Genomic DNA, 20,935 nt, shown 5'->3' with positions numbered 1-20,935 from the left:
ATAGTTTGAATAAAATATTTTTAAATCTAATTTTGGGCGGATATACTAGACCAATTGGGCGAACAAAACAACGACGAAATTTATGGCTGAAGTGATAAGAATGCCCAAGATGAGCGACACGATGACGGAGGGGGTGATTGCATCTTGGCTTAAGAAAACAGGCGATAAGGTGAGCTCCGGCGACATCCTGGCCGAGGTAGAAACTGACAAAGCTACCATGGAACTGGAATCTTATGAGGATGGTACACTTTTGTACATTGGTCCTAAAAAAGGGGATTCTGTTCCTGTGGATGCCGTAATAGCTATCATCGGTAAGGAGGGAGAAGATATCTCTGGCCTGTTGGATGAAGCAAAAGGAGGAGGGAAGCCTGCTGCTAGAGAAGAGAAAAAAGAAGAAGAGACAAAAACGGTTGCATCCAGAGAAGAGGCACCGGCGAATGTCGCAATAGATACGAGCAACATCAAAGCTTCTGTGATCAGAATGCCGAAAATGAGCGACACCATGACAGAGGGTGTGCTGGTGAGCTGGCAGAAGAAGACAGGCGATAAAGTGAAATCCGGGGACATCCTGGCAGAAGTAGAAACCGATAAGGCGACCATGGAACTGGAGTCTTATGAAGACGGCGTATTGCTGTATACTGGCGTAAAAGAAGGCGATTCGGTAGCCGTTGATGCCATCATTGCGATCATCGGGGAAGCAGGAGCAGACTACGAAACGCTCTTGAAGGCTGCTTCTTCTAACAAGGAGAACCGCCAGGAAAACGCGAAGACAGACGAGGCTATAGAGAACGCGGCAGATCCTGCTACTTCTGATAAAGTGGAGGAGACACAGGTGCCCGGACAAACGGCCGCTGAGCAGGACACAACGGGTGCTTCGGCTGACGGAGGTCGTATCAAAGCGTCTCCGCTCGCCAAGAAAATGGCCGAGGAGAAAGGCTATAAGCTGGCCCAGATCAAAGGTACTGGCGAAGGTGGCCGTATCGTGATGCGCGATATCGAGAACTTCACCCCATCCGCTGCGCCACAGCAACAGGCAAGCAAGACAGCTGCGCCGCAGGCTGCTCCTGCTGCTTTCCAGGGAGTTCCTACAGAGGAATACGAAGAAGTGAACGTTTCGCAGATGCGCAAGGTCATTGCACGTCGCCTGTCGGAAAGCCTTTACACGGCACCACACTTCTACCTGACCATGTCGATTGATATGGACAAAGCGATGGAAGCACGTGCCAGCATGAATGAGATCTCTCCGGTTAAAATCTCGTTCAACGACCTGGTAATCAAAGCTGCTGCTGCTGCCCTTAGACAGCATCCTGCGGTTAACTCATCCTGGTTAGGCGACAAGATCCGTTACAACAAGCACATCAACATTGGTGTGGCCGTAGCGGTTGAGGAGGGCTTGTTGGTGCCGGTGGTACGCAACGCTGACTTCAAGTCTCTTTCCGCGATTTCTGCTGAGGTGAAAGACCTTGGGGGCAAAGCAAAGAGCAAGAAGTTGCAGCCAGCACAAATGGAAGGCAGCACCTTCTCTATCTCGAACTTAGGCATGTTCGGTATTGATGAGTTTACAGCCATCATTAACCCACCGAATGCATGTATCCTCGCAGTAGGCGGTATTTCGCAAGTGCCGGTAGTGAAGAACGGTGAGATCAAGGTTGGTAACGTGATGAAAGTAACCCTTTCTTGCGACCACCGAGTAGTGGACGGCGCCGTTGGTTCCGCCTTCCTGCAAACATTCAAGAACCTGTTGGAGAACCCAGTGAGAATACTGGTGTAATCTAAGAGAATAGATAAAAGGAAAACCTCTTCTGAAAAGGAGAGGTTTTTTTATGCTTTTAAAAAGCCAATGTGAGGGTGTAAAAAGACTTGCTACAGTTCGTGCTGTTCAGGTTCTTGGCATGTTTTCGCCTCGCTGGCTGGGCCTGCGTTTCTCCTGGATAGGCTAAGAGGCCGCCTGGAGATTCGAGGGAGCCTTCTCCCCAAGCTGGCTAAAGAATCAAGAGCCTCCCACTAGAGGTTCCTTACTCCCACTCGATGCTTCAACAGTGGGGTGTCATTAAATGCACTTGGCCCTCCTGTTTGCCCTGTAGCTAGCAAAACCTGTAAAGGCTTTGCTTCACGCGCTAAAAACAGAAGAAAGAAAGTTGCTTATGCTATCCCATCATCTCGACCTTTGGGAGAGAAATTTTGGGGAATCACCGATAGATTTTTCGTTAAGCATCAAATGAAAAAAAGTTTGAGATGATACAGTGGTTGTGGATGATAGAACAGGACTGTCCTGCTAGCCGAAGAAAAAAACTACCCAGCTTTCCGTTGGCGAAGCAGCCACTACGATAGCTTAGTTAACTAATGCTTGAAGTTGCAGTATGCCTTAACAGGACTAGTAGGCCACTGTGTAAAAGACCTTTCCGTCGTCTGTTTATTCAGCCAATTTGTCACCTGCACCTCCTTTGGCTTTTTCTTTGAAGATCCCATAGCTTTAAGTGTTCATAGAAAAGCGGAGCCTAAACCTTTGCTTTTCGTATAGCGAAATCAAAAGATAAAACGAATGACGAAAATCAGATCAACCACTGTGTGTGGCATCTACCATAACGGAGAGGTGGCCTTAGGAGCCGACGGGCAGGCGACCATGGACAAGCATATCGCAAAAAGCAATGTCAAAAAGATCCGGAAGTTGCTGGATGGCAAAATTGTGACAGGTTTTGCTGGCTCCACCGCTGATGCCTTTACGCTGCTGGAGCGTTTTGAGGAGAAGCTGAATGCTTACCAAAGCAATATGAAGCGCGCCGCCATAGAGCTGGCCAAGGACTGGCGCAAAGACCAGTACCTCCGCAAGCTAGAGGCCATGATGGTAGTGGCTAACAAAGAGGAGTTGCTGATCATTTCAGGCACCGGCGATGTGCTGGAGCCGGATAATCAGATTGCAGCCATTGGGTCTGGTAGTATGTATGCCCATGCCGCTGCGCTGGCACTTAAAAAGCATGCGCCGCATCTTTCTGCAGAAGAGATGGTACGCGAGGCCCTTAACATTGCAGCCGATATTTGTATCTATACCAACCATAACCTGATTATAGAAAAACCGGCACAATAAGCCTGGTTCGCACGCTTTTCGGATATAGAAAAGGGGGATAGCACATGAATTTTTTTGCAGAATTTATGTTATGCTACTGAAACTGGAGGTCATATAGCTAACCGGCTATCATTCCACCCGCATACGTCTGGTGTTCGAACAGCTGCTGTATATATGCCGTAAGGTATAAATCAGTAAAAATTTAATAAATTGCCGTGCCAAGCTGCACAAAAAGCAGGTATTGGGACAAAATTATCAACTATGCAGGTAACAGATTTTATTAAGAAACACTACAAGCATTTTAACGCAGCCTCTCTGGTGGATGCTGCCGAAGCTTATAAAACACACCTCGACACAGGTGGAAAAATGCTTATCACATTGGCAGGTGCCATGTCGACAGCAGAGCTCGGCATCATTTTGGCCGAAATGATCCGTCAGGATAAGGTGCATGCCATTTCCTGTACAGGGGCCAACCTGGAGGAAGATATCTTTAATCTGGTAGCGCACGACTTCTATGAGCGCGTACCACATTACCGCGAACTTTCAGCTGCTGATGAGGAGGCGCTTCTGAGCCGTCACCTCAACCGTGTGACAGATACTTGTATTCCGGAAGAAGAAGCGATGCGCCGTTTAGAGCACGTGGTACTGAAATACTGGGAGAAAGCAGACAAAGCCGGGGAGTCTTACTTCCCGCACGAGTTCTTCTACCAGATCCTGTTATCAGGTGAGTTAGAGCAGTACTACCAGATCGACCCGAAGAACAGCTGGATGCTGGAGGCAGCTAAGAAGAACCTGCCGATCTTTGTACCAGGATGGGAGGATTCTACGCTGGGTAACATTTATGCCGGCCACGTGATCAGCGGCGACATCAAGAACGTACATACCATGAAAACGGGTATTCAGTACATGATAGAGCTGGCCGATTTTTATACCGAAACAGCAACAGAAGAATCTAAGATTGGCTTCTTCCAGATTGGAGGCGGTATTGCCGGTGACTTCCCGATCTGCGTGGTACCGATGCTGCACCAGGACCTGCAGCGCACGAATGTGCCGCTATGGGGGTACTTTGCACAGATCTCTGATTCTACTACCAGCTATGGTTCTTACTCCGGTGCTGTACCGAACGAGAAGATCACCTGGGGTAAGCTGGGCAGAGATACGCCGAAGTTCGTGATCGAATCGGATGCTACAATCGTGGCGCCGCTTATCTTTGCGATGGTGTTAGACATGTAAGTGTCGGAAGACGATAAATTAAAAGGCCTGCAGTGTTAAGCTGCAGGCCTTTTAATTTATATGGTGTCGCCTTTTAGGGATTGCTTTCGGTTTGTTTTCAGCTCAGGCCTCCCGAAATGAAACTCTTCGTCCTTTAAAAAGTAATCGCCACACTTCTGTAAAATGGTAAGGTTGTCGAGGGTGATTTCCCAGTTGAAGTTGTACTGGCACAAAAAGGTAAACATGGGGCCCAGTATTTCCGGGGAGGTATCACCCAAGGCAAGCGAAATATGAGGCAGCCACAGGTTCGGGTTATAGTAAACGCCCATCTCGGTGCTCATCTCAGCAATATCGCGGTGCAGGGTGCCGTGCAGGTTGTTCAGGGGTGCCGTGCGCAGCACGGGTATGTACACCACCGGGTTTGGTCCCGGGAATACCCCAAGACCGGTAGTGCGTATGGTGAAGTTCTCTGTTTCAAAAGTTACCGACTCCAGGTACTGCTTTAGCTCTTCCATGTCGGGAATCTCGGCTGTAAGCAGGGTCAGGTGGGGGTAAGGAGTAACCTTAACGCCGGCAAGGCCAAACTTTTCCTCCAGGTGCTCCGTGAGCTCAGTCACGCGGGCTGAAGTCTTCTTATCCAGAAGCGAAGTAATCGCAATCATAGGGAAAGTATTAAGTACAAATTTACCTGCCGGTTAGATGCCGTAGGTTTAACACGTAAATCTATGAAACGAGAGGAATTTATTATTGTTCACGTACAGGCTTCCCTATCCTTTTATTTTCTTAAATTATAATATTCTTAGCAACAACAAGACTATAGGTGGATGTGGCATAATTTTATAAAGTAGTGCACCATCTCGGGCTTCTGAGTGTTTTTAAGAGACGTCCAAAAATAAGTACCTTTGCGACAATAGTATTTCAGCGCACATGATCTCCATAAACAACCTCAGCTTTCATTTTGGCAGTCGGCCGATGTACGACGACGCTAACCTGCACATCAAACCAAAGGACAAGATCGGCCTGATTGGTCTGAACGGCACAGGCAAGTCTACTTTGCTTCGCATTATTGTGGGGGAGTATACGCCGGACAGCGGTAGCGTGCAGATGAGCAAGGATACGACCATTGGCTTTCTGAACCAGGATTTGTTGAGCTACGAGACACACGAAAGCATTCTTTCTGTGGCGATGCAGGCCTTTGAAGAGGCCATCAACCTGCAAAAGGAAATTGATAAGGTGTTGGTGGAGTTTGAGAATAACTTCCATGACAGCCTGGTAGATAAGCTGGCGCACCTGCAGGACCGGTTTGAAGCCTTGGGTGGCTATACCATGCAGGCAGAGGCGGAGGCTATACTGGAAGGCCTGGGCTTTAGCACCGCAGAACTGCAGCAACCCCTGGCTTCTTTCTCGGGAGGCTGGCGCATGCGCGTAATGCTGGCCAAGATTCTCTTACAGAAGCCTTCCCTGCTGCTGCTAGACGAACCAACCAACCACCTGGACTTGCCTTCCATCAAATGGCTAGAGTCTTACCTGGAGCGTTTTGAAGGGGCAGTGGTCATTGTGTCGCACGACCGGGAATTCCTGGACCGCACCACCAACATCACCGTGGAGGTTTCTAACAGCAAGCTGATCGTTTATGCCGGTAACTACAGCTTTTATATGGAGGAGAAAGTGCTGCGCGACGAGATACAGCAAGGCGCTTTCGAGAACCAGCAGGCCCAGATACGGCAGGCAGAGCGTTTTATCGAGCGCTTTAAGGCCAAGGCGACCAAGGCCAAGCAGGCACAGAGCCGCCAGAAGATGCTGGACCGCATGGACCGTATCGAAGAAGTTGCCCCGGACGCAGCCAAAGTAAACTTTAGCTTCCGCTTTAATACCCAGCCGGGACGCCATATCCTGCGCCTCGAGCACATGAGTAAGAGCTATGGTGAGAAGGTGATCTTTAAAGACACGAACGTGCACATCGAGCGGGGTGACAAGATTGCCCTGATCGGTGCGAACGGGAAGGGTAAGTCCACGCTGCTACGCATTATTGCCGGTACCGAGCCCATCAAAGGCAAGCGAGAGCTCGGCCATAATGTGATTATGTCTTTTTACGCCCAGCACCAGCTGGAGGCCCTGACGGTAGATAATGAGATCTTACAGGAGTTGCAGCAGGCAGGCTCGGGCAAAACGGAGGTGGAGTTGCGCACGCTGCTGGGTTCCTTCCTGTTTACCGGTGATACAGTGTTCAAGAAGATCAAGGTGCTTTCGGGAGGGGAAAAGAGCCGCGTGGCCCTGGCGAAGACACTGATTTCGGAGGCCAACTTCCTGATGCTCGACGAGCCGACCAACCACCTCGACATACAATCAGTGAACATCCTGATACAGGCACTGGAGCAGTACGAAGGAACCTTTGTCGTGATCTCGCACGACCGGTACTTCGTGGAGAACGTGGCCACCAAGATCTGGTTTATTGAGGACTATGAGTTGAAGGAGTACCCGGGTACTTACCATGAGTATGAGACCTGGCAGGAGAAGCGGGAGAAGGAGGCTAAAAAGGAAGCTGCCATAGAGCAGAAAACCGAAGTGAAGCAGAAACAGCCAAAAGATAAGAGCGAATTCTCACAGCTTACGAACCAATTGAAGCAGGTTAACCGCCAGGTGAGCGAGGTAGAGCAAAAAGTGCAGGCCCTGGAACAAAAGCTGGCTGCCTGCGAGACCCAGCTGGCCGACCCGAAGGTGTTCGGGAACGTGGAGCTGCTTCAGGAGAAAACGCAGGAGTTTGAAGCCATCAAGCAAAAGCTGGACAAAGCCCAGGAGGAGTGGGAAGAGTTAATGCTGGAAGCAGAGGATATCGAGACAAAGCTGGCAGATTAGCAGGCTTATTTAGCAAAGGAACAGAAGGCGGTACAGGAGCACCTGTGCCGCCTTTTTTTTATGGGTCGATAACCAAGTTCGAAGTAGGGCGAGTTAACTACCTTAATGTTGCGGTTACCTAAAGGATAAAGTTCTTTTAACCCCTAAACTGGTCTTTTCGTTTGACTTCTGTAGAGTATCTGAAGCACACAAAAGATCGTTGTATGACCGTAGAAGACATTAGAACCACCCCCAATAAGAATGAACTTTGGTACAAAGACGCCGTCTTCTATGCCGTTGATGTAGAGAGTTTCCAGGATTCGGATGGCGACGGGGTAGGGGACTTCCAGGGCTTGATCGACCGGTTGGACTACTTGCGCGACCTGGGCGTGGACTGCATCTGGATACTTCCTTTCTACTCCACACCAAACCGGGATAATGGCTATGATGTGAAGGACTACATGTCGGTGGATGGTAGGCTGGGGACGCTGCACGACTTCTCCCAGTTTGTCAGGGCGGCAAAGCAGCGTAGGATGCGGGTACTGGTAGACCTGATTGTGCACCATACCTCTAATGAACATCCCTGGTTCCAGGCGGCCAGTGCGGATCCTACCTCTAAATTCTTTAACTATTACGTCTGGCGCAAGGACCGCCCTTCAGAGGCGTCTGCCCAAAACGTGTTCCCGGGGCAGGAAAACAGCGTTTGGTCTTATGAGAAAAGCGCAGGGGCTTATTACCATCACAAGTTCTACAGCTTCCAACCGGACCTGAATATCGCCAATCCGGATGTCCAGCACGAGATTATGTCTATTATTGATTTTTGGCTGGCCTTTGGCGTGGACGGCTTTCGCATAGATGCTGCCACACACCTGCTGGATGGCAAGGACAAGGAAGGAACACGCGTTAAAAAACCAGCTCAATTCCTCCAGGAGTTGCGTGATACCATAACTCAGAAAAGTGAGGAAACGGTACTTCTGGGCGAAGCCGATGTACCACAGGACAAGATCAGCTTATACTTTGGCAAAGGAGAGCGCATAAACATGCTGTTTAACTTTATCCTGGACAACTATATCTTCCTGGGACTAGCCCGAGAGGATGCACAGTCCATTGCCAGTTGGTTAAAAGAACCTTTGCCTCCAGTACAGTGCCAATGGGTAAACTTCCTCCGTAACCTGGATGAATTGGACCTGGAGCGGCTGTCGGAAGGAGAGCGGCAGGAGGTCTTTAAACGCTTTGCCCCTGATGAGAACATGCGCATCTTTAACCGTGGGATCAGGCGCCGCCTGGCACCTATGCTGGGGGGGGACCGGAAGCACATTGAAATGGCGTATAGCCTGATGTTCACCATGCCCGGTTCGCCGATGCTGGTATACGGCGACGAGATTGGCATGGGGGAGGACCTGAAGCAGCAGGGACGAGGTAGCGTACGCTTGCCCATGCAGTGGAATGCCGGGCAGAATGGGGGCTTCTCCACGGCACCCTCCGATAAAGTCGTGTGGCCAATGCTTGATTCAGGCCCTTTCAGCTATAAGAAGGTGAATGTGGTGGAACAACACAAAGACGAAGACTCCCTGCTGTCCTGGATGAAGCGCCTGATCCAGATGCGCAAACATTGCAAGGAGATCGGCTGGGGTGAGGCAAACGCTATCCCGACAGATACCCCGCAGGTACTACTGCATACCGTGGAGTGGGATGAGAGCATGCTGGTTTTCGCGCATAACTTATCAGGAGAGCCTTGTGAAGCGGAGGTGCAGTCCAAGGACATCCATCCCCGCCAGTTTGTCGATTTTTTCTCTGACGAGCTGTATGAGCCGACCAAAGAGGATACTACCCATGTCAAGCTCAACGGCTATGGCTACAGGTGGTTCCGGGTAAACCAGCCCAAAACCCTCTAAGCGTTTACATACTGGTATAATTGCTGTACAACAGTACAGCAAGGGCCGGTAGTTCTATGTGCTGCCCGGCTGTTAGGGTCTCTTCTGCAGGGGCAGCCTCAGCACCTTCTTGCTCCAGCCACTGTTGGTCTTTTGAGTACAGCAGTTTATGCCAGGTGGTGCTACTCTGGGGCATGCTGAAAGGGATGGTCTGCTCCGAGAAGTTAAATAGACACAATACCTCCTGATCATCGATTCTGTCCTGACGGAGCAGTACGAGGCCTTCCTGTCCCAGGGTCTGCACCTGTACGTCTGCTTTGTTGTAGTTCGATAGCGCGGGTTCCCGGCGGCGCAAGCCGATCAGCGCCTGGTACCAGTCTCGTAAAAGAGCATGCTTGCCTTGTCCACGCTGCTCCCAGTTCAGCTTCGATTTCTTAAACGTTTGCTCCGCCTGCGGGTCGGGTGGGTCTCCTTCCCACTTGTAATTCGCGAACTCCTCTTTGCGCCCTTTCTGCACGGCCTTGACCAGCTCTTTATCTGAATGGCTTACGAAGTAGAGAAAAGGGGCTTCCTCGCCGTACTCTTCGCCCATAAAGAGCATCGGGATGTAGGGGGAAACGAGCAGGGCTGCGGCAGCTAACTTCAAACGCTCAAAGCCAACAAGCTGCGTGAGGCGCTCGCCCTCGATGCGGTTGCCCACCTGGTCGTGGTTCTGGGTAAAGGCCACAAAACAATCGCCGGGCACGCCGGCAGAGGAGGCCCCGAAGGTGCGCTTCCGGAACTTTACGAACTCGCCACTGTGTACAAATCCTTCGGCAAAGGCCTTGGCCAGTTGCTCCATCTTGCCGTAGTCCTCATAGAACTTCAGCCCTGCTTTATCCAGTAACACGTACAGGGCGTGGTGAAAGTCGTCGAGCCATTGGGCGTCGAAGCCATAGCCACCCAGTTCTGTTTTCTGCACCACGCGTGGGGCATTCAGGTTGCTCTCGGCAATAAGGTAAAAGGGGCGGTGCATCTGCTGTGTGATGTCCTGCACCTTGCTGCGCATCAGCTCCCAGATAGAAGTGGCGCTCTGGTCGAAGATCATGTGGATAGCATCCAGCCGCAGCCCATCCAGGTGGTAGTGTTCCAGCCAGTAAAGGGGATTGTTGGAGAAGTACTCCCGCACACCGTCTGAGTAAGGACCGTCAAAGTTGATGGCCTTGCCCCAGGGCGTTTTGTACTTGTCGGTAAAGTAGGGGCCATACTGCTCCAGGTAGTTCCCTTCCGGCCCCAGGTGGTTGTACACAACGTCCAGGAAAACGGCTATCCCCTGCGCGTGGCAGGCATCTACCAGTTTCTTCAATCCTTCCGGTCCGCCATAGGACTGTTGTACGGCATAGGGGTAAGTGCCATCGTAGCCCCAGTTCCGGTCTCCGGGGAACTGCGCTACGGGCATGAGCTCGAGGGCGTTGATCCCTGTTTCCTTCAGTTCCTCCAGCCGGGGAATAATGGCTTCGAAGGTACCCTCCGGGGTAAAAGTGCCTACATGGAGCTCGTATAACACCAGGTCCTGCAGGGGCAGGTTCTGCCAACTCGTGTCGCGCCAAAGGTGGCTGGCATGGTCTATCACCTCCGAAGGGCCGTGCACCCCCTCCGGCTGATAATAAGAGGCAGGATCGGGGTAGTCCTTTTCACCCTCAGGCCTGTAAAAATAGCGGGCACCAGGGTATAGGTTGTCCAGCTCTACTGTAAAGTAGCCCCACGTGGCGCGATCCATTTCTACTAATCGGTCTTCCGGCTGCACCAGGTGCAAAACCATGCGCTCTTTCTCTGGTGCCCACACGGTAAAGCGGCAATGGCCGTTACCGGTGTATTCAGCGCCTACTATTTTCATATGCTGACCCCGAAGCAGTTCTTATACTATCGGGCTTTTAAAATTTAAGAAAATGAACGTTAATCCAACTGTATCAACAGCCCTTCGTCGCCACCCATCGTAATGACACCTTCTATCCTGTTGTTTTCCAGGTCCGACTCGGTAGCTAGTATTACTTTCCCTTTATAAGAGATGTTTTTAGGACTAAAGATCGAAGGTTTATGACTCAAGTTCAGGACAATAAGGAACCTCTTCTCTTCATGTTCGCGGATAAAGGCCAGTAGCGGTCCGTCCGTTACAACCGGTACATAGTCTCCTACATGCAGCGCCGGTTCTTCCTGGCGTAATTTGATCAGTCTGTGGTAAAAGGACAGGAAGGAGTAGGGGTCTTCTTTCTGCACTTCCACGTTTACGCGCTTATAGTTGGCTGGCAGGCGTAACCAGGGCTTTCCGGACGTAAAGCCAGCGTTTTCACTCGTGTCCCATTGCATCGGGGTACGGGCAGGGTCGCGGCTCAGGTTCTTGTCGGGCATGTTCAGACCCTGTGGGTCCTGTACCTCGTCGGGCGGAATCGGCACATCGCGCATACCCAGTTCGTCGCCATAGTACAGGGTAGGGGTCCCGCGCAGGGTTAAGAGCAGCATGCCCGCTACTTTGGCCTGTGCCTGTCCTACCCTGCTGGTGATACGCGGTTTGTCGTGGTTACCAATTACCCAGTTAGGCCAACCGCCTTCCGGTATGGCCGCCTCGTACTCATCTATGTGGGAGGTAAGGGTTCTGGCATTCCAGTCGAGGGTAATGAGCATGAAGTTGAAGGGTAGGTGTGCGCCCTGGTTATCCTGTCCATAATAGGTTACCAGGCGGTGGATAGGCAGGTAAATTTCTCCAATCAGCACCCGCTCGTCATATTTATTCATCACCTCGCGCATCATGGCTACGATATCGTGTACTTCTGGTTGATCCGTAGAGTAAGCGGGTATTACCTGCTCGTAGGTGGACTGTTGCGGCTGATAGTTTGGGTTAGGCGGATTGTCCCGCAGTTGCTTGTCTTTGATCATGTGCCACATCACGTCTACCCGGAAACCGTCTACCCCCTTATCCAGCCAGAAACGCATCACCTCGAACATGGCTTGTTGCACTTCCGGGTTACGCCAGTTCAGGTCGGGTTGCTCTTTCAGAAAGGCATGATAGTAGTACTGTTCTGTTTTCTCGTCCCATTCCCAGGCGCTGCCGCCAAACACAGCCAGCCAGTTATTGGGCTCGCTCCCGTCTTCCTTGGGATCTTCCCAGATATACCAGTCCCGTTTCGGGTTGTTGCGGGAGGAGCGGGACTCCAGGAACCAGGGGTGCTCGTTGGAGGTGTGGTTGGGCACCAGGTCTAGGATAAGCTTCATATCGCGCTTATGTACCTCCTCCAGCAGCTGGTCAAAATCCTCCATCGTGCCAAACAGCGGGTGAATGCCCTGGTAGTCAGAGATGTCGTAGCCGTAGTCCGCCATTGGGGAGGGGTAAATAGGCGAAACCCACACAGCAGTGATACCCAGCCATTTCAGGTAGTCTAACCTTTGAATGATGCCCTTTAAATCACCAACCCCATCTCCGTCACTGTCCTGGAAAGATCGGGGGTATACCTGATACACGAGTCCTTTTTGCCACCATAAGTATTGTTGGTCCTTCATGTGCTCTAATTTTTACGTCCTGTTAATTCAGTTTTGTATGTACGGAGACAGTTGAATCAGGATTTTTAAAGACGGGCAAGGAGGTGGAAGATGCTTGTTTTAAGGGGCTTGACGAACGGTTTGTGTAGTTGTTATCCAACCACCCCTGCTCTCCTTGCCTAAGGAGGGGAGTTCTGTTACTACTTTAATAAAGGTAAATTTCTATAGTTTGAGTTCATGCCGAAAAGCACGATGAATAGGGACGTGCCCTAAGAGGAGCAGCAGAGGGCCCGCTTGGGGTGGGGGTGATCGCCTGTGGAGATATTCATAAGAAGATTTCTCCTAAAGCTGCCCGTGTTAAAGCAAGGGCTAGAAGCTTGCTTTGACCTCTTTCATGAGAGGAACGGAAGCAACGGCGCCGCTGCAGTTATGGCAGAAAGAACAAGCTCCCCGCCTTAAACAAGGAGGGGCAGGGGGGGGTTGGCTATGAACTGCTGAAACATTGCTACCAGCAGAAAAGTCCCTAAGCTTTGCAGGTGATCTTGAAGACAGTGCCTTTGTTGGGAGAGGAGATGAAGGTAGACATTGAGCGGCTCAGGGAATTACTGGCGCAGTCAACCCTGGCCGACAAACGGAAAGAAGGATAGTGCCCTGGCGTAAAATGCCGGTTTGCTGTGTAGCAGCTCTTTGGCAAATTTCCTTATACAAGCGAGTTGTTTGTGTCTGTTCTTCTTTATTGCTGCTCCTTTTACAGTAACTTCTTCAGTATGGTACGGGTATTTAGCAGACTTTTCAGGCTATCATAATCACTAGTGCCATAAGAAACCGAGCCTAAGCCGTAGAAATAGATGGTTACAGACTGGAGCATGTCTTCAGGTAAAGGTACTTCCTCCTCCGGGCCATCTATTGCTGTCAGCAGCAAGCCTTTGTTCTTAAAATACACCGCGAAGCACGTGATCAGGCCCTGCTGTAACAGCTGCTCATAATCTTCAAATGTTTTCCAGCTCTTATCGGTCATACCTTTTCTGTATCCTTCTCTTCAAGAACAAAGGTAACCTCGCGATCAGGTAAATAATTCATGGATAAATACTGCTTTTTAGCTACGTGTTTGTGCTAGCCTACTGTTAAAGTACTAGGGTATAGGCCTAAGCTTAGGAGAGGGGGCTATAGGGCGTAAGATGTTGCAGTATGGTTTTTCAGGGCAGCGGGAAGCACCGGTAAGGATCAAACGATGCCTATGCTTATACCCGCTCCAGGGACAAAAGCCAGTCCATGGCTTCAGCCCTGCTCGTGAAGTTTTTAAACTCCATCGGCAGGTTCAGTTCCTGCCTAAGCTCCGCAGACAGTTTAGTGGACTTTTCCTCCCGCTTTAGGTCTACAGTTCCTACCCGGGCCAGTTTCTGCAGGCGTGTTCCCATTAAGTCCATCGCAAACTTGGTGGTGATAGCTTTATAAGCTTCGTCTTCCACTTCTATTACTGATTTACTGGAGTCGAGCAAGAGCTTTTTGATGTCGTACACCCGCACGTTATCCACGATCAGGCCCAGGCAAAAGCTTACTTCCGGGAACGCGAACTCCCGTACGTCAGGCATGCTGGTTGCCAGGATGTCTGTTGTTGGGTCGTAGTCGAGGGTAATGATTCCGTTATAAATCAGCATCTGGTAAATTGTAGCGTGAAGAAATCCCTTCTACGGCATTAAAACAATACGACACGAAGCGCCTCAGTTGTGAAAGGCAATGTAAAGCGGCTTACGGAAATTTCAGGTTTAGGTAAGCAAACTGTAAATAATATATCTGCAGCAGCTTTCAAAGTAAGTTGCCACAGGTGAGCTGCAACTAGCTAGCCGGCTCTTCACGTGTATGCCTGGAAGCCTCCCGTCGTTAGGGCGGCTTGGTTTAGTGTCCTGTGCATGCCGGGTTGTACAGGCGGTTTAGCTCCTGAGCACCGTGTACTAGCGGTGGCGCGCTATGGCAAAGCAACAAGTATTATACGTAACACACGGAAGGTCAATAAGCTAATGGGTTGAAATTTAAACTTATTTTTTGTCACTTTCCTCTTTGCAGTAGGGTGCTGTCTGGCTTTCTTGTTACTGGGTCTCTCTGGGGGCAGTTAGAAGCACAAAGGCTTGCTGGAATAACCAGCAAGCCTTTTATGATGTGTTTAGCGGCTACAGCAACAGCCGGGTCCTGGCTTCTTAAACTGCTATAAACTTCTGTCGAAGCTTGGCGATCCCATCGGCATCTATTTCTTCTCCTCTACCGCAGAGCTTATAAAGCTCTGTTACTATCAGCGGGTCGTTTACAAACACTCTGTCTATGTACTGTCCGTCTTTAAAAAGGCGGCAGTACACCCGATTCGCACTAATTAGCGTTAGCACAACCAGATTGCAATCACAAGCGCTCAGCTTGTCTAAAAATTCCTTTAATTCGCTCATAGGAACGGTAATATGGTAAGTATAAATACAGGGGCATAAAACTACGTATTTATATTTATAATCCGTATTTGTTCAGCGCTAAGAATTTTAAGTTTGCTTAGAGGCAGCGGTCTTTTCAACTGGGTGGGCTACAAATACTTTTCATCGCTGGCTCTACGTAATGGGGGAGTCGTTGCAAGGAATAAATTTCTGTTAACGGAAAGTAACAGAAGCAGCAGGGGTGCTGGAATAAGCTGAGATAACCATTTATGATTGCCTACGTTATACCAGACATAGGAATGCTAAAAGGGTGCACTTAAGGGTGGTGCATCCTTTTTGTTTTTTGCGAGTTCCCTGCGTTCCGTATTCCTCTCATGAATACCTACAAAATATAAAAGCCAGGAGGTGCTATTGCACTACCTGGCTGGTTCGCTTTTCAGCGTTATTTAACAGTGTAGATGTTCCGGGCTGCTAAGTTAGGAGAGTTCATACTTTTCGGACACCAGCCAAGCCAGGGCCTCCTCCGCATTGTCGAAGCTTTTAATCGGGACTGCAAGCTGTGCTTCTCGGCGGACCTCGTTAATAGGTTTCTCGCGTAGTGTGCTTGCTGTTACTACCCGTGCCAGTTTCTTTAAGCGGGTGGTTGCCAGGCTCTTTGCAAAGCTTAGAATTAGCGCCTTGTACTTTGCTTCCGGGATATCAATAATACCGTTTCTCGTGTCTGTGAGAAGGTACTTTACATCGTACAGCTTTACTGTTTCAACAATAATGTCCAGGGTATAGGCTGCCTGGCTTGTTGTATATTCGTGTACGTCAGGCCACTCCACAACCAGAACATCCTGGGCTGGATTATAATCTAGTTTGATAATTGGATTGGGAATAATCATGAGATGGTGTCTTGTCTTAACTCCATAAAGAAGCGAAAAATTAAGAAAGTAATTCCATACCGCAACTTTTTCTATTGATAACCTGCTTGCCACGCATCCTCCTTGCTGCTTCTAAGTGTAGGCTGTCGTTTGGTTTCAAAGAAAAGGCTATGCTGACTTATGCCCCTTGTGCTTTAGCCTGTGTTGCGACGGCCTGTACTAAGCCTGTTAGAGGTAGCAGAATGCTCCTCATCTTAAAGAAGGCGCGGAGTACCCACAAAAGGAGAGCAGGGAAGGGCTGTAAAGCAGAAAAGGCTTGCCGGGTTACCAGCAAGCCTTTTTCTTCTAGTAGCGGGGAGCAGAATCGAACTGCCGACCTCAGGGTTATGAATCCTGCGCTCTAACCATCTGAGCTACCCCGCCGAATTGTGGTGCAAATATAGCGGATAGATTTCGAAATATGCAAGCGTCTTTTCCTAAAAAAAATATTTTATTTTTCAGATATACATTCTTTGGAGAATAAACACTATACTTACTCAGACACTTAGACAGCCTGATTATGACGAGAGCTACGAAGACAAAATTTGTTCGGGAGTACCCGATCAATGCTTCCGCAAAACTTCTTTACCCTTATCTCTCTACAGCAAGCGGCCTGGCCCAATGGTTTTGCGACGAAGTGAACGTGGACGAGGACAAAGTATACAATTTTTTCTGGGACGGCCGCAACCATTTTGCCGAGATGACCAGCCACCGCACCAACCGCTCGGTGCGCTTCCTGTTCCTGGACCAGAATAAGAACACGACGCCGGACGCCTCTTATATCGACTTCTCTATCGAGGCAAGCGAACTAACCCAGGAGCAATTCCTGAAGGTGGTGGACTATACCGAAGAGGAGGACGTGGAGGAACTGGAGGAACTCTGGGACAACCTGATGCAAAATTTGCGTGAAATAGTGGGAGGATAGTAGGCTTCTGTACCGAAAGCTTATCTTTGCATGATTTTTGAGAAACTTAAGCAAGGCTTAGGCGGGTTATCACTTTGGTATACCGCCGCTTTTTGCTCATGAAGAAACTAGATAAGCTAATCCTTCGGGCCTTTTTAGGACCCTTCTTACTTACATTCGCTGTGGTGGAGTTCATACTGCTCACCCAGTACATGCTCAAGTACCTTGATGAGCTCGTAGGGAAGGACCTGGGAGCCGAGGTGTTTGCTGAGCTTCTGTTTTACTTCAGTATGAACATGGCGCCTGTGGCCTTGCCCTTGGCCGTGCTGCTGTCAGCGCTTATGACCTTTGGTACACTGGGCGAGCACCACGAACTCACGGCAATCAAAACAGCCGGCATCCCCCTTACCCGCATCCTGCGCCCTGTGTTTATCGCTGTGTCGCTGCTCACCATCGGCGCCTTTTTCTTCAACAACAACATTGTTCCGAAGGCCAACCTAAAGGCCTATAGCCTGCTGTGGGACATCCGGCAGAAGAAACCCGCCATGAACTTTAAGGAGGGGGCCTTTTACAACGGTATTCCGGGGTACAGCATTAAGGTGAACGAAAAGCTGAACGACGGGCAGACGCTGCGCGACGTGATGATCTACGACCACTCCAAGGGCGGGGCCAATACCACGGTTATCCTGGCAGACTCCGGTGAGATGTACATGGCCTACGACGACAATTACCTCATCCTGGAGTTATTCCGGGGCAATACGTACATCGACCAGAACGACGCCTCTTTCCGAAACACGAACGACCAGTTTGCCCGCCAGCGCTTTGACGAAAGCAAGATTGTTCTGTCCATGGCCTCCTTTAACTTGGACCGTACCCGCGAAGAGCTCTTCTCCGACAATAAGATGATGAAGAACATCTCACAGTTGAAGGTGGTGACGGACTCCCTGCGCCGCTATACCGACCGTGAGGAAACACGCTATGCCCCGAACGTGGATCCGTTTTACATGTACTTTAAGGCCGACACCGGCAGCGTGAAGAACGGCTTACGTTTAACGGGCAAGGCACTGGAGCGGGAACTGCCCAAGCCCACCCCTGAGGTACTGGCCATGGCCACGAACAAGGCCCGTAACATCAAAAGCTTTACGGCGAGTTATGTGGAGCGCCTGAACAACACCCTGCGCGATGCCAATAACTACGAAATTGAGATCTGGAAAAAGTACACGCAGTCAGCCGCTATTATCATTATGTTCCTGATCGGGGCACCCCTGGGAGCAATCATTAAAAAGGGAGGGCTCGGCGTGCCGGTGCTCATCTCCATTATGTTCTTCATCTTTATGTATGTGATGTCGATACTAGGGGAGAAGTGGGCCCGGGAAGGCATCGTGCCGGTGGGAGCGGGGCTCTGGGCCGCCAACATGGTCCTGTTGCCGATCGGCCTTTTCTTCCTGTACCAGGCCCGCAGCGATTCCAGCTTACTGGAAGTAGACTTCTGGCGTAAGCTGGTGACGCGCCTGCGCCGCAACAAACTGTAGCAGTTGCCCTACAAAGATGAAGTAAATATTTTTTTGTAAAAGTAATTTATATACCTTTGTGGCTTGTATAATAAGAGTGGCAAGATAAAACCTAGATTGATATTTTTACGCAATGAAATTAACCACTGAAGCGAAACAAGAAATTTTCGAAAAGCACGGCTTCGCGAAGACAAAGGCTGATACAGGATCAGCAGAATCACAGATTGCGCTTTTCACGACGCGCATCGCTGACCTGACAGAGCACCTGAAAGTTCACAAAAAGGACTTCAGCACGCGTCTTGGCCTTCTGAAGCTTGTAGGTAAGAGAAGAAGATTGCTGAACTACCTGCAGAAAAACAATATTGAGCGATACAGAGCGATTATTGCCGAGCTAGGTATCCGTAAGTAAGCTGCTTATACTTTGTTAGGGAATTCTTTAGTCAGGAATTCCCTAATCTTTTTTATAGCACCCCCTTCCCTTCCTCTATTGCCAATACCGACAGCGGCCACAATGGGTAGCCCTGTCTTTTTGATGTTAAAGAAAACTGAAGATGCCATACAACGCGATTAACAAAACGATACTGCTCCCGGACGGTCGGGAGATCACAATTGAAACTGGGAAGCTTGCCAAGCAGGCAGACGGCTCTGTGGTAGTGAAAATGGGAAATACCATGCTGCTTGCAGCCGTTGTTTCTAACAAAGATGCCCGTGAAGGGGTGGACTTCTTGCCACTTTCGGTTGACTACCAGGAGAAATTTGCCTCATCCGGTAAAATCCCCGGTGGTTTCCTGAGAAGAGAAGCTAGACTATCTGACTATGAAGTATTGGTGTCGCGCCTGGTAGACCGCGTACTGCGCCCGCTGTTCCCGGATGACTACCATGCCGAAACACAAATGACCATCAACCTGATCTCTGCCGATACAGAGATCATGCCGGATGCCTTGGCAGCGCTCGCTGCCTCTGCCGCCCTGGCCGTGTCCGACATTCCTTTCAATGGCCCTATCTCTGAGGTGCGTGTGGCGCGTATTGACGGCCAGCTCGTGATCAACCCGAACGTAACAGACCTGCAGCGGGCAGACATTGACCTGATGATCGGTGCTTCTATCGACAGCGTGGTAATGGTGGAAGGTGAAATGAACGAGGTGTCTGAGGCGGAAATGCTGGAGGCAATCCAGTTTGCGCACGAAGCCATCAAAGTACAGTGCCAGGCACAGTTAGACCTTGCCGAAATGGTAGGGAAAACAGTGAAGCGTACCTACTCGCACGAGACGCACGACGAAGAACTTCGTCAGAAAGTATACGACGCTACCTACGAAAAGGCACTGGAAGTAGCCAGAAGAGGTAGCGCCAACAAAGCAGAGCGTAAAGAGGGCTTTGCCTCTGTTTTAGAAGCGTTCGTTTCTTCGCTGCCAGAGGATCACACCTATGATACGGGCCTGATCAAGACTTACTTCCACGACGTGGAGAAAGAGGCGGTGCGCAACATGGTGCTGAATGACCGTGTTCGCCTGGATGGCCGCAAGCTGGACGAGATCCGTCCGATCTGGACAGAGGTGAACTACCTGCCAGCCACGCACGGTTCCGCCATCTTTACCCGTGGCGAAACGCAGTCCCTGACTACAGTAACCCTGGGTACCAAGCTGGACGAGCAGATGATCGACAGCGCCATGGTATCCGGTACGAATAAATTCTTATTGCACTATAACTTCCCGGCTTTCTCTACCGGCGAGGTAAGACCAAACCGCGGACCAGGCCGTCGTGAAGTAGGCCATGGTAACCTGGCCCTGCGTGCCCTGAAGAAAGTGCTTCCGCCGGAAGAGGAGAATCCATACACCATCCGTATCGTTTCTGACATTCTGGAGTCAAACGGCTCATCTTCTATGGCGACCGTATGTGCGGGTAGCCTGGCGCTGATGGACGCTGGTGTGCCGGTAAAAGGCGCTGTTTCCGGTATTGCGATGGGTCTGATCACAGACGCGGAGACCGGAAAATGGGCGGTATTGTCTGACATCCTAGGCGACGAAGATCACCTGGGCGACATGGACTTTAAAGTAGCCGGTACAAAAGACGGGATTACCGCCTGCCAGATGGACATCAAGGTGCGTGGCTTATCGTATGAGATCCTGAGCCAGGCGCTGCAGCAGGCAAATGCAGGACGCCTGCACATCCTGAATGAGATGGCTAAAACCATTGAAGTTCCTAACCCGGACTACAAACCACATACCCCACGTTCCTTCAACATGGTAATCGATAAGGAGTTTATCGGTGCGGTGATCGGACCAGGCGGTAAAGTGATCCAGCAGATACAGAAGGATACGGGCGCGACCATCATTATCGAAGAGAAGAATGAGAAAGGCCACGTAAACATCTTCGCCAGCAACCAGGATGCCATGAACAGTGCGGTGTCTAAGATCAAAGGCATTGTGGCGCAGCCGGAAGTAGGCGAAGTGTACATCGGCAAGGTGAAGTCAGTACAGCCATACGGTGCCTTCGTAGAGTTTATGCCGGGCAAAGATGGCTTGCTGCATATTTCTGAGATCAAGCACGAGCGCCTCGAAACGATGGACGGCGTGCTGGAGATCGGAGAAGAAGTGAAGGTAAAACTCATCGATATCGATAAGAAAACAGGTAAGTTTAAGTTGTCTCGCAAAGCTGCCTTACCTAAACCTGGCGAATCTGAGCAGAAATAGTAGCATATTCTAA

The 20,935-nt window shown here is 50.2% G+C and carries 16 protein-coding genes and 1 tRNA gene; 9 read left to right on the top strand and 8 right to left on the bottom strand.

Features of this window, described 5'->3' with window-relative positions:
• The first annotated feature begins 82 nt into the window (after positions 1-82).
• The 3 genes from CHB92_RS03310 to CHB92_RS03300 all read left to right on the top strand — a co-directional run bounded on the left by CHB92_RS03310 (position 83) and on the right by CHB92_RS03300 (position 4,297).
• Entirely contained in the window at positions 83-1,771 is a 1,689-nt protein-coding gene (locus CHB92_RS03310; RefSeq protein ID WP_089317741.1) for a pyruvate dehydrogenase complex dihydrolipoamide acetyltransferase, read from the top strand.
• A gap of 771 nt (positions 1,772-2,542) precedes the next feature.
• Positions 2,543-3,085, top strand: a complete 543-nt coding sequence (hslV, locus tag CHB92_RS03305; RefSeq protein WP_089317740.1) for an ATP-dependent protease subunit HslV — start codon at positions 2,543-2,545, stop codon at positions 3,083-3,085.
• Between the two features lie 240 nt (positions 3,086-3,325).
• Positions 3,326-4,297: a deoxyhypusine synthase family protein gene (locus CHB92_RS03300; RefSeq protein WP_089317739.1), complete on the top strand. Its 972-nt coding sequence runs from the start codon at positions 3,326-3,328 to the stop codon at positions 4,295-4,297.
• 56 nt (positions 4,298-4,353) lie between these two features.
• Here CHB92_RS03300 and CHB92_RS03295 read toward each other — a convergent pair whose 3' ends face one another.
• Positions 4,354-4,938 (bottom strand): 2'-5' RNA ligase family protein, encoded by a 585-nt coding sequence (locus CHB92_RS03295; protein WP_089317738.1) that lies wholly within the window; start codon positions 4,936-4,938, stop codon positions 4,354-4,356.
• Positions 4,939-5,203: 265 nt separating this feature from the next.
• On the opposite strand from CHB92_RS03295, the gene CHB92_RS03290 reads away from it, so the two are divergent.
• Entirely contained in the window at positions 5,204-7,132 is a 1,929-nt protein-coding gene (locus CHB92_RS03290; protein ID WP_089317737.1) for an ABC-F family ATP-binding cassette domain-containing protein, read from the top strand.
• Positions 7,133-7,335: 203 nt separating this feature from the next.
• Positions 7,336-9,006 carry an alpha-amylase family protein gene (locus tag CHB92_RS03285; protein ID WP_089317736.1) on the top strand — a complete coding sequence of 557 codons (1,671 nt, stop codon included), beginning with the start codon at positions 7,336-7,338 and terminating at the stop codon, positions 9,004-9,006.
• 4 nt (positions 9,007-9,010) lie between these two features.
• Here the strand turns inward: CHB92_RS03285 and treZ are convergent, their stop codons facing one another.
• The 7 genes from treZ to CHB92_RS03250 all read right to left on the bottom strand — a co-directional run bounded on the left by treZ (position 9,011) and on the right by CHB92_RS03250 (position 16,201).
• Entirely contained in the window at positions 9,011-10,861 is a 1,851-nt protein-coding gene (gene treZ / locus CHB92_RS03280; protein ID WP_089317735.1) for a malto-oligosyltrehalose trehalohydrolase, read from the bottom strand.
• Positions 10,862-10,920: 59 nt separating this feature from the next.
• The gene (locus tag CHB92_RS03275; RefSeq protein ID WP_089317734.1) at positions 10,921-12,519 is read right to left on the bottom strand and encodes an alpha-amylase family glycosyl hydrolase; all 1,599 of its coding nucleotides are present in this window, start codon (positions 12,517-12,519) and stop codon (positions 10,921-10,923) included.
• A 727-nt stretch (positions 12,520-13,246) separates the two neighbouring features.
• The gene (locus CHB92_RS03270; protein WP_089317733.1) at positions 13,247-13,516 is read right to left on the bottom strand and encodes a hypothetical protein; all 270 of its coding nucleotides are present in this window, start codon (positions 13,514-13,516) and stop codon (positions 13,247-13,249) included.
• Positions 13,517-13,739: 223 nt separating this feature from the next.
• Positions 13,740-14,156 (bottom strand): hypothetical protein, encoded by a 417-nt coding sequence (locus CHB92_RS03265; protein WP_089317732.1) that lies wholly within the window; start codon positions 14,154-14,156, stop codon positions 13,740-13,742.
• Positions 14,157-14,693: 537 nt separating this feature from the next.
• Positions 14,694-14,933 (bottom strand): hypothetical protein, encoded by a 240-nt coding sequence (locus CHB92_RS03260; RefSeq protein ID WP_089317731.1) that lies wholly within the window; start codon positions 14,931-14,933, stop codon positions 14,694-14,696.
• Between the two features lie 455 nt (positions 14,934-15,388).
• Entirely contained in the window at positions 15,389-15,799 is a 411-nt protein-coding gene (locus tag CHB92_RS03255; protein ID WP_089317730.1) for a hypothetical protein, read from the bottom strand.
• A 328-nt stretch (positions 15,800-16,127) separates the two neighbouring features.
• Positions 16,128-16,201: transfer RNA gene (locus tag CHB92_RS03250), tRNA-Met, on the bottom strand.
• 136 nt (positions 16,202-16,337) lie between these two features.
• On the opposite strand from CHB92_RS03250, the gene CHB92_RS03245 reads away from it, so the two are divergent.
• The 4 genes from CHB92_RS03245 (at position 16,338) to pnp (ending at position 20,922) form a co-directional block, all read left to right on the top strand.
• The gene (locus CHB92_RS03245) at positions 16,338-16,742 is read left to right on the top strand and encodes an START-like domain-containing protein (RefSeq protein ID WP_089317729.1); all 405 of its coding nucleotides are present in this window, start codon (positions 16,338-16,340) and stop codon (positions 16,740-16,742) included.
• A 98-nt stretch (positions 16,743-16,840) separates the two neighbouring features.
• Positions 16,841-18,253: an LptF/LptG family permease gene (locus tag CHB92_RS03240; protein WP_089317885.1), complete on the top strand. Its 1,413-nt coding sequence runs from the start codon at positions 16,841-16,843 to the stop codon at positions 18,251-18,253.
• 112 nt (positions 18,254-18,365) lie between these two features.
• Entirely contained in the window at positions 18,366-18,641 is a 276-nt protein-coding gene (rpsO, locus tag CHB92_RS03235) for a 30S ribosomal protein S15 (protein ID WP_089317728.1), read from the top strand.
• A gap of 142 nt (positions 18,642-18,783) precedes the next feature.
• On the top strand, positions 18,784-20,922 hold the full coding sequence (gene pnp, locus CHB92_RS03230; RefSeq protein ID WP_089317727.1) for a polyribonucleotide nucleotidyltransferase: 2,139 nt from the start codon (positions 18,784-18,786) through the stop codon (positions 20,920-20,922).
• Positions 20,923-20,935 lie beyond the last annotated feature (13 nt).

The organism is Pontibacter ummariensis, from assembly GCF_900188175.1.
Classification (GTDB): domain Bacteria; phylum Bacteroidota; class Bacteroidia; order Cytophagales; family Hymenobacteraceae; genus Pontibacter; species Pontibacter ummariensis.
Note: the sequence above shows the minus strand (reverse complement) of the source record. Positions and strands in the feature narration are given on the sequence as shown.